The sequence below is a fragment of the Flavobacterium sp. ALJ2 genome (assembly GCF_015594725.1).
Taxonomy (GTDB): Bacteria; Bacteroidota; Bacteroidia; order Flavobacteriales; family Flavobacteriaceae; genus Flavobacterium.
Map to the genome: position 1 here is coordinate 33,106 of NZ_JADNRC010000013.1, position 14,582 is coordinate 47,687.

Annotated in this window: 15 protein-coding genes; 2 read left to right on the top strand and 13 right to left on the bottom strand. The window is 32.6% G+C overall.

Translation table 11 applies throughout. The features are described from left to right. Positions 1-44 precede the first annotated feature (44 nt). From IUY40_RS14850 to hemB, 7 genes are all read right to left on the bottom strand, one after another. Entirely contained in the window at positions 45-797 is a 753-nt protein-coding gene (locus tag IUY40_RS14850) for a hypothetical protein (RefSeq protein ID WP_195737648.1), read from the bottom strand. 136 nt (positions 798-933) lie between these two features. Next, on the bottom strand, positions 934-2,373 hold the full coding sequence (locus IUY40_RS14855) for a nucleoside recognition domain-containing protein (protein ID WP_195737649.1): 1,440 nt from the start codon (positions 2,371-2,373) through the stop codon (positions 934-936). A gap of 112 nt (positions 2,374-2,485) precedes the next feature. Further along, entirely contained in the window at positions 2,486-3,562 is a 1,077-nt protein-coding gene (locus IUY40_RS14860) for a winged helix DNA-binding domain-containing protein (RefSeq protein WP_195737650.1), read from the bottom strand. A gap of 185 nt (positions 3,563-3,747) precedes the next feature. Beyond that, the gene (locus tag IUY40_RS14865) at positions 3,748-4,461 is read right to left on the bottom strand and encodes a 3'-5' exonuclease (RefSeq protein ID WP_195737651.1); all 714 of its coding nucleotides are present in this window, start codon (positions 4,459-4,461) and stop codon (positions 3,748-3,750) included. 293 nt (positions 4,462-4,754) lie between these two features. Next, positions 4,755-5,231, bottom strand: coding sequence for a methylated-DNA--[protein]-cysteine S-methyltransferase (locus tag IUY40_RS14870; protein ID WP_195737652.1), 477 nt, complete (start codon positions 5,229-5,231; stop codon positions 4,755-4,757). A gap of 212 nt (positions 5,232-5,443) precedes the next feature. Next, entirely contained in the window at positions 5,444-5,842 is a 399-nt protein-coding gene (locus IUY40_RS14875; RefSeq protein ID WP_195737653.1) for a c-type cytochrome, read from the bottom strand. A 19-nt stretch (positions 5,843-5,861) separates the two neighbouring features. Continuing rightward, positions 5,862-6,854, bottom strand: a complete 993-nt coding sequence (gene hemB / locus IUY40_RS14880) for a porphobilinogen synthase (RefSeq protein WP_195737654.1) — start codon at positions 6,852-6,854, stop codon at positions 5,862-5,864. 230 nt (positions 6,855-7,084) lie between these two features. On the opposite strand from hemB, the gene IUY40_RS14885 reads away from it, so the two are divergent. Continuing rightward, positions 7,085-7,717 (top strand): hypothetical protein, encoded by a 633-nt coding sequence (locus tag IUY40_RS14885; protein ID WP_195737655.1) that lies wholly within the window; start codon positions 7,085-7,087, stop codon positions 7,715-7,717. Between the two features lie 3 nt (positions 7,718-7,720). Next, entirely contained in the window at positions 7,721-9,514 is a 1,794-nt protein-coding gene (locus IUY40_RS14890; protein WP_195737656.1) for a hypothetical protein, read from the top strand. Positions 9,515-9,592: 78 nt separating this feature from the next. Here the strand turns inward: IUY40_RS14890 and IUY40_RS14895 are convergent, their stop codons facing one another. From IUY40_RS14895 to hemE, 6 genes are all read right to left on the bottom strand, one after another. After that, the gene (locus IUY40_RS14895; protein ID WP_195737657.1) at positions 9,593-10,495 is read right to left on the bottom strand and encodes a fructose bisphosphate aldolase; all 903 of its coding nucleotides are present in this window, start codon (positions 10,493-10,495) and stop codon (positions 9,593-9,595) included. 38 nt (positions 10,496-10,533) lie between these two features. Then, positions 10,534-11,475: a DUF4421 family protein gene (locus IUY40_RS14900; protein WP_195737658.1), complete on the bottom strand. Its 942-nt coding sequence runs from the start codon at positions 11,473-11,475 to the stop codon at positions 10,534-10,536. Positions 11,476-11,564: 89 nt separating this feature from the next. Continuing rightward, positions 11,565-12,467, bottom strand: coding sequence for an oxygen-dependent coproporphyrinogen oxidase (gene hemF / locus IUY40_RS14905; protein ID WP_195737659.1), 903 nt, complete (start codon positions 12,465-12,467; stop codon positions 11,565-11,567). Continuing rightward, the gene (locus tag IUY40_RS14910) at positions 12,464-12,994 is read right to left on the bottom strand and encodes a GNAT family N-acetyltransferase (RefSeq protein ID WP_195737660.1); all 531 of its coding nucleotides are present in this window, start codon (positions 12,992-12,994) and stop codon (positions 12,464-12,466) included. Before IUY40_RS14910 ends, hemF begins: the two co-directional genes overlap by 4 nt. 16 nt (positions 12,995-13,010) lie before the next feature. Next, positions 13,011-13,391, bottom strand: a complete 381-nt coding sequence (locus IUY40_RS14915) for a hypothetical protein (RefSeq protein ID WP_195737661.1) — start codon at positions 13,389-13,391, stop codon at positions 13,011-13,013. 144 nt (positions 13,392-13,535) lie between these two features. Beyond that, positions 13,536-14,561: a uroporphyrinogen decarboxylase gene (hemE, locus tag IUY40_RS14920; RefSeq protein WP_195737662.1), complete on the bottom strand. Its 1,026-nt coding sequence runs from the start codon at positions 14,559-14,561 to the stop codon at positions 13,536-13,538. Positions 14,562-14,582 lie beyond the last annotated feature (21 nt).

Below are 14,582 nucleotides of genomic sequence, written 5' to 3' on the forward strand. Positions count from 1 at the left end.
TGCTTACTAAAGACGGAAAAGCCTCGCAATGTGCGAGGCTTTTTTTATTCTGCAAATTGAGGATAAAATTCATTAAAAGTAATGTCTTTTTTCCAGTACACCTTTTCCTTTGGGGTTAACAATCGTTTTTCCCATTTATTGTTTTTTAGATGAAACACGATAGAATCAGAATGTTCTACGGTTCCCATATCTTCATCATTAACATCTTCTTTACCACCGTAAGAAACTCTTTTGCTATAAAAAGAAACTGGTTCATTTTTAGGATCTATTCCTCCAAATTCTAACCAACTTCCCCAACCACCGTCACTCATAGAGTCCCAGTCGTGCACAAGCTGTACCTTATTATTTTTTAGATAAAACAAAAAGTGTTGTCGATTATAGCCACAAGCTTCATAACCAAAACTGACATGGATAAAAGGCGATACCGTAACATCGTCTTCTTGCGATAAACCATATGAAGCGCTCCAGGCTGAACCTTCTGTAAATGGAACAATGGTAACCTTATCTGATCCTACTTTTGTTTTATTAGTAAAAAAATCAAGTCTGTATTGAACAGTTATTAGACTGTCTTTATCAATTTTCTTATCTAAAAAAGAAGCTAAAATATAGTTACTCTCACCTATTTCTTCATTCCCAGAAATATGTATCGTATCTATTTTTGGGGTAATCATATTAAATGCTGGCTTAGCAGTCATTTCTTTTTTGTCTTCCTTAGTCCTCTTTGGGCCTATGGTTGCTGGTTCTTTTTTACAACTTATCAGAGCTAACAAAAACAACGTAATGTAAATTCTATTCATATTAATCAACTAACTTTTACGCTAATAGACTTGTTATTAAAAAAAGCAACAATAATGCAATTGCGATGTATTTTGTGTATTTACCTGTTCTCATTCTATTTTTAATTTATATAATTTTTAATTTAAATGCTATTTACTAAAAAAACCAACTTGCCACAAATATAGCTGTAATCACACAAATTACATCAACTAAAAGCATGGTTCCTAAAGCGTAACGGGTATTTTTTATATTTACTGACCCAAAGTAAACTGCAATTACGTAAAAAGTACTTTCAGCACTACATTGAAAAATACTACTCAATCTTCCGGTCATAGAATCTGCTCCAAAAGTATTCATCGAGTCAATTAAGAATCCACGTGAACCCGCAGAACTAAAAGGACGAAGCATCGCTACAGGCAATGCGTCAGTAATTTCTTTACTCACACCCATATTCGAAAAAATAAAGGCAATCCAATGGCTGATAATTTCAAATAAACCACTATTTCTAAATAATGAAATGGCCACTAACATTCCTAAAACGTAAGGAAAAATAGTAACTCCTGTTTTAACTCCATTGTTTGCTCCTACTACAAATGCATCAAAAACTGTAGTACTTGCGTCAATAAATTTTTTCTCATTCATCAATGAAAAAACCAATGTAAATCCAATGATTGCAAACAATATTAATCCTGAAAGATTTGATGTAAAGAAGTTTTTACCAATTAAATCTAAACTATTTACATAGAATAAAAGTCCAACAATGGCAGCGATCATAACCATTAAGCCTACAACCAAAGAAGCACTTTTGAAATTAATTTTTTGTTTAACGCCAACAATTAGGAAAGCAGCAATTGTTCCGATGAAAGAAGTAATAATACAAGGCAACATTACATCGGCTGGGTTTGTTGCTCCAGCGGCAGCACGGTACCCAATGATAGAAGTTGCTATTAATGTAAGACCCGATGCATGCAAACACATAAACATAATTTGTGCATCACTGGCTTTATCTTTATCTGGGTTTATTTCTTGTAAACTCTCCATGGCTTTAAGACCAAACGGAGTGGCAGCAGAATCTAATCCTAAAAAGTTAGCTGCAAAATTTAAGGTCATATAGGAAATCGATGGGTGATTTTTAGGGATACTCGGAAACACTTTTACAAACACTGGACTCAAGCCTTTAGCTAATTTTCCTGAAGCTCCCGAAATAATTAAAAGTTCCATTAATCCGCAGAAAAAAGCCAAATATGCAATAAGCGGAAGAATTAAATCGACCAAAGTACTCTTACAAGTAGGTAATAAACCATCTGATTTTTGAACACCACTAAAAATCTTTACCGTTTTATTTTTATAAACATAAGTCGTGTCGGCATTAGCCTCATCACGATTGATAATTATAGTATTGTCTGGCGCTGTTTTAATACTATCTCTGATAAAAGCCGGAACTTGATTAATATACTTTTCAGAAATTAAAATAGGCTCGTCTTTCTTACCATTCAAAACATAATCAATAGTATACGTATTACCAGTAAACAAACTGATTACAATAAAAGCAATTGACGAAATAAATATCGCCAACCAAAATCTACTTAACACCATAATTATATATTTTTTGTAAATGTAATTATTTAACAATAAAATGCACAACGATTTTATTTATGAAACTCGAAGTATTTATTATAAACTGGCATGTTTTAGCTAAAAAATCCGTTTATTCGATAACGATTTTAGTTTCTAAGTAGTTCTCGAATGGCTTAATAGCTTTTAAAACAAGGCTCTTTTTATCCGCAGAAACTGTTTCAAAAAAATTAGTATCTATTTTTATATATTCCTTTTTTACTGTTCGTTTCCATGTTCCAATAACTTTTTCATCTTCAATAATAATCGGCCAAAAAATACCGTTGTTTGTAAATGCATTAGCTTGATGTTCTTTTGCAATGGTTATTTCCCGAGTTTTATAGGAAATTAAAATTTCATCAAAAGAAGGGAGAAAATGAATACTTTTGGGAATATCTGTTTCTGATGGAAGCCCTTTTTTAAACCAATATTTTTTACCGTCAACTTCAATCGAATCTAACTCTGATTCAACAGAATGAATAGCAAGTTTTGCAGTTGTAGCAGGAAAACCTGACCACCATGTAAAATCCAACAATGTTGCAGGTCCATGACTTTCAAAATATCGTTTTGCTAATTTTGCCAGTCCTTCTTCTTTTGTTAGTTTAGTACTTGTTTTTGGAGCTTTTTCTTCTAACAATGAATACGTTAATTGTTTTCCTTTCATTATTCCGTTACAAACTAAACCATCTAATTCTGCATTAATCATAACTATGCTACTATGCAAAAAACCTTGAGCTGAATCTTTTTTAATATCAAGCTCCTGCATAATTTCATCCCGAGTTAGCGAATTATTCCCTGCTAATATCTTTTCTATTGATGAATTTATTTTATCTAATTTCTTTTCGTCAAAGCCATTTTTTTTAGCTGTCGATAAAACAATTTTTTTTACTTGAGGCCCTGAAACATCGAGCATCCAGTAAATATCATCAGCCGAAACAAAATGCCAAGTTGGGCGTAAAATATGCGTTCGAATAATCTTGCCTGAATTAATTGCTTCTTCAATACTCTTTTCAGAAGCATCACATCGAGAACCAATCGCCCATTTTGCCATTGAATAATCCTGCGCCTGCATGGCTCCTAAATGTTTTACTATTTCTTGAGGTTCATGAAAATTTGTTTTCAAAATTTTCTGAGAAACCATTCTCAAAAATGCTATTTCTGGATGTGTCATTTTTTAAGTTTGATTAAACTGGATAAATTATACAAATTAATCTAAATACTTTTTTTAGTATTCTAAATGGATAATTTATTTCTTAATTATTTCTCGCAAGATGCTAAAACATAACGTTTTTTTTGTTGCCTATTTATCTTTTGCTCTTTGCAACTCTGCGCCCTTGAATCGTTGCCCTTTAAAAACTAAACATGAATAATTTCATCATCAATCAATAAATCTTCACGGCGTAAGCGCAGGAAAATTTGCGCTACTGCAATCGTATCTTTTTCGCAATAGGTTACGATTCTGTCAATATCTTTCTCAACATAAAAAACATGCCCTACCTGACTTCCATCAATATCTCCTTTTGGAGAAGGAACTCCTAAGATTTTAGTCAATAATTTTAGAGATGTAAAATGCTTATAATCGCCGAATTTCCATAGTTCCAACGTATCTAAATGTGGAATTTCCCATGGTTTTTTCCCAAATAAATTCAGCTTATCTGGAATTGCAATTTGATTGATAATCATTCTTCTGGCGATAAACGGAATATCAAATTCCTTAGCGTTATGTCCGCACAAAACATGGTATGGTTTATTGTAATGGTTGTTTAACAGATTATTGAAGTCTCTTAAGATTTTTACCTCATCTCCAAAAAATGATGTTACTCGAAAATTTCGGACATCACCTTTGATGGTAAAGTATCCAACAGAAATACAAACGATTTTGCCAAACTCTGCCCAGATTCCTGCACGGTCATAAAATTCTTCGGCGCTAAAGTCTTCTTTACGTTGGTATTGCGTTTTATGTTCCCAAAGTTCTTTCATCTCTTCATCCAATTCACCAAAATCAGCTGTTTCGGGAACGGTTTCTATATCTAGAAAAAGGATGTTGTTTAGGTTTATTTTTTCAATCATTAATTTAGACTTTTTAAATTATTTAGACTACTTGGATTTTTAGACTTTGCTAAAAAACTCAAAACAGGCTAATTCAGACTGTTTAAATCATTAAATTAAACATTTGTTAATCAATCGATATCATTATCCTGCAAGCTCTTTTTTTTGACCTTGTAGGTATTAAATTTCGCTAATCAACTATTTAGTTTAAACTTTCCGAAAGCCTTTGAACACTAATTATAACTAATTCATTGGCAATATAAATGTACTTAAATTTTGACATTTTCAAAATTCGAAAAATAATCTTGAGTAAATTAAAACAAACTTTGCTGTTTTACAGGGTTTTCATGTTCTAGCAACCATTTCTTACGCCATAATCCGCCCGCATATCCCGTTAATGAACCGTCGGTTCCTATTACGCGATGACATGGAACAACTATCCAAAGTGGATTTTTACCATTTGCCGATGCTACGGCACGAATCGCTTTAACATCACCCAGTTTTTTGGATAGTTCCAAATAACTCATGGTTTTACCAAAAGGTATCTCAAGTAATCCTTTCCAAACTCTTTGCTGAAAATCTGTTCCTTTGGGGTTTAGCTTAAAATTAAAGTCGGTTCTTTTACCAAAAAAGTAATCATTTAATTGCGAAACAGCCTCCTGCAACTCTGTTGCAATTACATCAGAAACCACATTATCACCAGCGTTAGCAACTGTAATCTCACAGATTCCATTTTCGTCACCAACAATTTTGGTGATTCCTAAAGGCGAATTAATATAAGCTGTTTCCATTTTATAAAAGTAAAAAAATAACGGTAATGATTTGCAACTTACTACAAAGTTATCTCTACTCGCAAACTTGTCTTTCTAGGGAACAAAAAAACCACTCGTAAATACTACGAATGGTTTTTGTTTTTTTAGCCCTGTGGAAGCGGCATCCTTTATGTTTTTCCTTTAAAAACATAAAGATATAGCAGCGGTCCCCATAGCTATCGGGATAGCTCCTACTTTAAAAAACTATAAAAATAGGCTTCCAGTGCTTTAAGTTCTTCGTCGGACATTGCCTGTGATACAGGAAAGTTTGTTTTCATAACTTCAAACTGACTTGGATCAACTATTGGGTCGCCTTTTCCTTTTAGAAACGTAACGATATCTCCGTTTTTCTCTTTGTATATTTTGGCAATTTCTTTGATGCTTGGTCCGATAACTTTTTGGTCTACCTGATGGCAAGCAAAACAATTTCCTTGTCCTTCAAAAAGTGCTTTTCCTAATTCTTCTGGCGTTTTAGCCGTTGTAGTAGCTGACTCTTCACTTGGCATTCCTGAATTATCGATTGTAATTTTCTCTTCTTTTTTACAAGAAACGAATGCAAGTATTGCAAATGCAAATATTATTTTTTTCATGCTTATGTATTTCAATCTTTTATTTATTTAGAATTACAGCCGCTTCTTTAGCAAAATAAGTAGAGATAATACTCGCTCCTGCTCTCTTAATGCAATATAGTTGCTCAATCATAATTTTATCATGATCTAACCATCCTCTTTCGGCAGCAGCCTTTACCATAGCGTATTCTCCAGAAACTTGATATACAGCTACTGGAACATGAACTGCATTTTTTACTTCTCGAACAATATCTAGATATGCCATTCCTGGTTTTACCATAACAATATCAGCACCTTCTTCTACATCTAACAATGCTTCTCGGATTCCTTCGATTCGGTTAGCATAATCCATTTGGTATGTTTTTTTATCTTTTGGAATATTCTGAGAATCTACCGGAGCAGAATCTAAGGCATCTCGGAATGGTCCGTAAAATGCCGAAGCATATTTGGCACTATAACTCATGATTCCTACATTGTGGTGTCCGTTTTCTTCTAATGCTTTTCGGATTGCAAGAACGCGTCCGTCCATCATATCACTTGGCGCTACAAAATCGGCTCCAGCATCGGCATGACTTAAACTCATACGAGTAAGCGCATCTACCGTTGCATCGTTTATAACTTGTCCGTTTTCTATAATTCCGTCATGTCCGTAAATAGAGAATGGGTCAAGTGCTACGTCTGGCATTACAATCATTTCTGGAACTGCATCTTTAATCGCACGGATGGCTTGTTGCATTAATCCATCTTTGTTCCAAGCTTCTACACCTTTATTGTCTTTTAGATTCTCACTTACTTTTACATAAAGATTAACTGCTTTTATTCCTAATGCCCAAGCTTCTTTTACTTCTTTTATGGTATTGTCTAATGAATGACGGTATATTCCTGGCATTGATGGAATGGCGACTTTTACATCTTTCCCTTCTGCAATAAACATTGGAAGCATGAAATCATTTGGACTTAGTGTAGTTTCACGAACTAAAGAGCGAATAGATTCATTAGTTCTTAAACGGCGGTTTCTTTGTAGTGGGAACATAGGTGTTTTTTATAAATTTTTAAGAAGTATGCTAATGCAAAAAAGCTTTAACATTCGTTTTAAAGTTGAAATTAAAATTGTGACGCAAAGTTAAAGAAAAATCAACAGAATAAGGCTTTTAGCATTGTTTAGAATGCGTTAATATTATCTAAAATTTACTGTTATAAAAATATTTTTTAAGAATCTTCTTATATCATCGTTTTTCAAATATTTAAATTTAAATTTGCTCAATGAAGAAATTTCTCGTTTTATGCTGTTGTCTACTCTTAACAGGATGTTTTGAGATAACAGAACGAATCAAACACCATGATAACCAAAGTGGTGAATATACTCTTATGGTTGATTTTTCAAAATCATGGTTCAAGACAAAATCAGCCATTTGGCTTAAGGAAGTCGATGGTGTAAAAATTCCAAATGAACAAGAAATCACTAAGAAGTTAGCCGATTTTAAAACAAAAGCTTTAAAAATTGATGGAATTACAAACGTAAACACCAAAACCGATTTTGGAAATTATATTTTTATTATCAAGCTCAATTACTCAAATCTAAAAGCGCTCAATGCTGTCGTAAATACCATAAACAATCAGAGTAATCAAATACACTTTAGCAGTAACACAAAAGGTTTTGAAAGAATTGCTTCTTATCCAGTTCCTGAAAATCTGGTAAAAGACCCGAAGAAAAAACAAGATTTAGAACAAGCCAATATTATATCTATTTACACTTTTGACCGTGATATTGCAACCACAGATAATCCTAATAGTAAAATATCAAAAAACAAAAAGACCGTTTTTTTAAAACAAAGCATGTATAGCGTACTTAAAAAATCATCTTTAATGAATAATACAATCCAATTAACTCCCTAATTTATGAAGCATTTTTTCACCTATTTCATTCTATTAACAACTTTATTAGCCAATAGTCAAACCAATACAAAACCATATGATTATTTTGTGCAATTTAATGGCGACCAACTTTCTAAAAAAGTAAATATAATGGATGTATTAAATCATCCTTTAATCAACAAATACTCTGAAGGCAAACCTGATAACGACATCAACCAATATCCAAATCTTTTTAAACTAGACGAAAAAATTAGCATTCACGGAAGTTTTACAGATAGTATTCCGTATTACCAAGTTACAATTCCTGTTAAAAACAGGAATGATATTAAACAGTTTATGGAGAAACTGCATGCGAAAAAAGATACCGATTCTATTGCGACAGCTACAATTGAACATTTTCCTTTATATTCTCTAATAACTGCTGCAGATAAAAAAAGCACTTTAGCATGGAACGATAATTACTTTGTAATTGTTGGGTTTACTAAAAAATACAGCACTAATCTATACGATATCCCAGAAATTCAGGAAGAAATCACTGTTGATGAAGTATCAGATGAAGATCCTGTTGACGTTACAACCCCTTATGAAATAGAAGAAACTATTGACTCTACGGCTGTTTATACCGATAATTATTACGCAGAGTATGAACAAGGACGTGTTGCTTTTGATAGTTTGCAATCCGTACAACGAAATATATTTATCAAATCTCTTTTTGAAAAAGGTTTTACTACTCCATCTACTGACAAGATAAATGCTACTGCAGATATTTCGTCTTGGATTAATTACAGCGCAGCTATGTCATCTTTTTATGATGCTTATGCTACTTTATCTCAGTTTACTACTTATAATAGATTCTTACCTTCTCAAAAAAACTGGGGAAATCTTGTAAAAGGAATCAATCTGGATTTTTATTTTGATAACGACAATGCTCGTGTAGAAGAGATTATTGAATATTCTAAGCCTATGGCTGATATTGTGAACAAAATAGCTAATCGAAAAATCAATAAAAGCATTTATAATTATTTCCCTGACAAGAAACCGTTGGGTTATATGAGCTATCATGTTAACACCAAAGAGGCATTAAAAAACTTTCCTACTTTAACAGCTGAGATTTTAAGCAGTGCTGCAATAACAAAAGATGATATGAGCATCGTAACTGATTTTATTTCGACAATAGTCGATGAAGAAGCCACTGCAACTCTTTTTGATGGCGATTTAAGCATGTTCTTACACGATATCAAGGAAACAGAGGTAATGACAAAATCATACGAATATGACGATAATTATGAGGAAATAGAGGTTGAGAAAAAAGTAAAGAAATCAATTCCGCTTTTTTCAGTGGTTTTTACCTCAACGCATCCAACATTTGGCGACAAACTTATACAGTTAGGAATTCGTAAAAAATTGTTAGTCCAAAAAGGAAATTATTACGAAATCACCGGAACTAAAGGAGAATACGGTGATTTGTTTATTCTTAAAGACAATGATGTAATTGTAATTGGAAATTCTCATGAATACTTTAACACCAATAACGGATCTTTTATTAAGGAAGTAAAAAAAGACTTAAAGCAAAATTACTTTGTAGCAAAGCTTAATATTCCTGAAATTTCTAATGCATATAGTCATACTGCTGAAACAAAAACAACAGATATTAAAAAAATCGACCAATTTGCAACACAGTTTAGCGATGTTACACTTCAATCTTCGAAAAAACTGATTGATAATAAACTGAAATTTGAATTACGATTAAATTCATTAAAATCGAATAAAAACATCATTCTGCAAACACTAGACTTTGTAGAACAACTTAGCAAATAATCTAGATTTGATTAAATTAAAAAGAGAGAGAGGCGGTGCCTCTCTCCCTTTTTATACAATACTGATTTATGATTTATCTTATGCAATAGAAGCTGCATAAATGGCTGTAATTGATTTACCTAGTTTAGTATTAAAATCATCGTCTGATAGTCCTACTGTTAATCCTTCAGACAATGCACGTGAAAAACTTGCAATCAATCCGTGATTTTGTGCCAATTTATGATTGGCTTCTTCTTGAGCGTATCCTCCAGACAATGCCACAACACGTAATACATTTGGATTAGACATTAGTTCACTGTAAAAATCGTTCACAGTTGGGATGGACAATTTTAGCATAACTTTGACTTCTTTGCCAAGTAAGCTAAGTTGTTTTAGAATTTCCTTTTTTAGAATTTCTTCTGATTTTTCCTTATCAATACTATAAATATCAACCTCTGGTTCAATAATAGGAATGAGTCCTTTTTCGAAAATTTGCAAACCTACTGTAAATTGTTGCTCAACTACTTCACTAATACCTTTGGCATTTGCTTCTTTAATAACAGATCGCATCTTAGTTCCAAAAACATTTCGATCTACAGCCTGTGTTAACAATTCATCTAAATTAGAAATAGGTTTCATCAGCTGTACTCCATTTGCAAGGTCAGCGAGTCCTTTATCAACTTTTAAAAAAGGAACTATATTTTTTTTCTCCCACAAATAATCAGCAGTCCATTGATCGTCAATTTTGCGATTCATTGTATTTTCAAACAAAATAGCACCTAGAATATGTTCACGATCAAACGCAGGGCTTTTAATGATTCTAGTTCTCATCTCATGTACAAGTGTGTACATTTCTTCTTCATTTGTATAACTATTTTCTTGTACTCCGTATTGTGATAAGGCCTTTGGAGTACTTCCACCACTTTGATCTAAGGCAGCAATAAATCCTTTCCCCGAATGCATACGGTTTAATTGTGCAATGTACCTTTCTCTATTTTTCATAATAATTTGTTTTAAATATGGACTGGCATTTTAAATATTTACAAGCCTGTTTTTTGATTTACCTTATCATAAACCTCCTTAATCTTCTTGGGAGGATTAAATCGATATCCAATACTGAATTTTAGAGTTGATATATTATCATTCAGTTGTGCTTCTGCAACATCATTCTGAAGAAAATTAAGCGTATTTAAACTTGCATAAGCAAAAAACCGATCTGTATTGTAAGCAATCTTTAAATTAAGATCTAATTGATATAAAGCAGAAACATCTCCGTCAACGTCATTTATTCCGGCTCCAAAGGCAATTCCTGCTCCAATTAAAACGCGGTCACTAATCACAAAATTATAAAAATAAGAAGGTGCTAACGAGAAAACATAAATATCACCATTAGAAGAATCTAACTCATTGTTTAAATTAAGATTGGTATAATAAAACGAAAAAGTTGGAATAAAACTTCCTGAACTTTTAGTCTGCCATTCCTTTTGATTAACTAATGTTTTATAAGAGAACCTTTCATTAAAAATATAAGATGTTGTTCCGCCAATTTTTGTAGAACGCATTTGAGGAAAATCCACAGAAATGCCTGGTTCACTGACATAAAATCCTTTTTGATTAATAAATGTAAAAGATTGCATCCATTTTTTATAATAAAAACGGGTGTTAAAACTAAACAATTTAGAATTTGAATTGTCTTTGTTTACTTCAAAAAATTTCGGTGCAAAACCAAAACTGACATCTATAAATTTATAGCTTAAACTTACCCCTAGCTGTTCTCTTTGGTTTGGATTAAGATCAATGTATTTTTTTTGTCCTTGAGAATCAAAACCAATCTGGAAATTATTAGAAGTATCCAAATAGTATATACTGGCAGTAACTTTATCATTATACGATTTAAAATAAGGATTTTGCAGCGAATAATCTTGAGCAAAACATCCCAAAAAGCTTCCAAAAAAAATAATATAAATCAGTTTTAAATTCATTATTTTATTTTTAATACTAAAACAACTCTAAATTACAATTTTAAATCTACGTTTCTATGTATTAAAAATAAAACATTGTGGTCAATATATTAAATCCAATCAACTGGATTTTCTAACACATTTATTAATCGTTCCTCATCGCTTCCTGCTTCGGGATGATGATCGTAAACCCATTGCACATGTGGAGGCAAACTCATCAATATACTCTCGATTCTTCCATTGGTTTTTAAACCGAACAAAGTCCCTTTATCATGAACCAGATTAAACTCAACATAACGACCACGACGGATTTCTTGCCATGTTCTTTGTTCATCAGTATATAATAGATTTTTTCTTCTTTCAACAATTGGAACATAAGCTTCTAAAAAACTATTTCCTACTTCGGTAACAAAATTATACCAATCCTGCATGCTCCTTTCATCAGTCTCTTTGCAATAATCAAAGAATAGTCCTCCAACTCCTCGAGCTTCATTGCGATGTGCGTTCCAGAAATAAGTATCACATTGCTTTTTATATTTTGGGTAAAACTCTGGGTTGTGCTTATCGCAAGCTATTTTGCAAGTCTGATGAAAGTGTTTAGCATCTTCTTCAAACAAATAATAAGGCGTTAAATCTTGTCCGCCACCAAACCATTGCTGAATTACATTTCCCTTCTCATCATACATTTCGAAGTAACGCCAATTGGCATGTACCGTAGGAACCATTGGATTTTTTGGGTGTAAGACCAAACTTAATCCGCAAGCAAAAAAATCGGCTTCGCCTACATTAAACATTTTTTGCATAGCTTCTGGTAATTTACCATGAACTGCCGATATATTAACACCGCCTTTTTCAAAAACTACTCCATTTTCGATTACACGAGTTCTTCCTCCGCCACCTTCTGGACGTTTCCAAATATCTTCACGGAATTTAGCTTGACCATCTACCGCTTCTAATCCTGAAACTATTGTGTCTTGAAGGCTTTGTATGTATTTATAAAATTGTTCTTTCATTGTGTTAATTCGTATAGTTCCATATCTAACGTAAGTTCATTTGTTGGAGTAAATTCACTGACTAATGTTCTTCTCCATAAAAAACCGCAATTTTCTGCGACTTTAATACTTTTGAAATTCGTTTTATAAGAAATGATTTGTAATGTTTTCAATTGTAATTCATTGAAAGCATATTTTGAAATTTGGCTTACTGTAGCTGACACCCACCCTTTTCCTTGATATTTTGCGCCAATACAATAAGCAAGTTCTCCTTGTTTGGTTTCCCAATTCAATTTTTTAATAATAATTAATCCTGCTATCTTATCTGTTTTGTTTTCTTTAATTGCAAAAGTAAATTCAGAATTAGATTGGATCTCATTATTTTTTTCTAAAATATATCTTTCTGAAGCTTCAAGAGTTAAATTTTTAGAAAGTGTTTTAGGAAAATATCTTTTAAATCGTTCTGCATTTGAAAGCATTAATACATGAAGACTTACTGCATCCTTTAAAGTTAAGATTGTTATCTGGAAGTCTTCTGTTTTATACATTCTCGTTTGTTATGAATTACAAATTTGCTTTTGCAGAAGCTATTTTGCTAATGATTCCAAATGAAAAAGTCTTGCTCTCTTGTTGAACATATTCATAAATAGCAATTGCTTTTCCTGAAAAATTATAATTTTCAACAATAGAGAATTTAACTAGAAAATCTCCAAATAGCTCTAATTGATTCCAATCTAAGTGACATCTAACCAAAAGTGTTATTAAATCTTTTTCATCAAGATTATCTAAACTTTCTACACTTAAACCAAAATTTTTAAGCTCATTGTCCATGAGGCTAGTGTCTTCAATATTCCAAAACTTAGGTAAAAAAGTAATTGACATCAATACTTTTAGCATATTGTCTATTCGGGTACTTTCTTCGTCTCGTAGTCCTTTGTTTAGCATGTTTTTTAATTTTTTACGACAACATTTCTAAAACCTTGTGATTTGTCCAACATAAGTAACTATACCAGTTTACTCCTACAAGGTTAAAAAAGCCTTGCAGGAGAGTGTAAACTGAAAACTGTGATTGAAAACTAAATCTAAACGTTAATTCCCGTATTCCTTAACTGCGTCAATAAATGCTTTTGCGTGATCTACAGGAATATGTGGCAAAATTCCATGACCTAAATTTACAATGTATTTGTCTTTTCCAAACTCATCAATCATTTCATGTACCATTTTTTTAATGGTTGGAATTGGCGAAAGTAATCTTGATGGATCAAAATTACCTTGTAGTGTAATGTTTCCTCCTGATAAGTAACGAGCGTTTCTTGCTGAACAAGTCCAGTCAACTCCTAATGCCGAAGCACGACTTTGACCCATTTCGCCTAAAGCAAACCAACATCCTTTTCCAAAAACAATTACTGGTGCATGATCAGCCAGAGCTTCAACGATCTGGTTCATATACTTCCATGAAAACTCTTGATAGTCAACAGGTGAAAGCATTCCTCCCCATGAATCAAAAATCTGAACAGCATCAACTCCTGCTTTTACTTTTTCTTTTAAGTATAAAATAGTTGTATCTGTAATTTTTTGTAACAATGTATGTGCTGCCGCTGGATTTGAAAAACAAAATCCTTTTGCAGTATCAAAACTCTTTGATCCTTTTCCTTCTACAGCATAGCAAAAAATTGTCCAAGGTGAACCTGCAAAACCAATCAAAGGCACCTCATCATTCAGCATTTCCTTTGTTAATTTAATTGCGTCCATTACATAACCAAGGCTCTCTTGAATGTCTGGAATATAAACTCTCTGAACATCCTGCATCGTACGGATAGGATTTGGTAAAAACGGACCAAAGTTTTCTTTCATCAATACTTCAATTCCCATTGCTTGTGGAACTACTAAAATATCCGAGAATAAAATTGCAGCATCTGGAGCAATACGACGAATTGGCTGTACAGTTATTTCTGCAGCTAATTCTGGTGTTTTACAACGAGTAAAAAAGTCATATTTATCACGAAGAGCGATAAATTCTGGTAAATATCTTCCTGCCTGACGCATCATCCAAACTGGCGGACGTTGAACTGTTTCTCCTTTTAATGCTTTTAAAAATAGGTCGTTTTTTAACATGGTTTTTATTTTAGCTGCAAA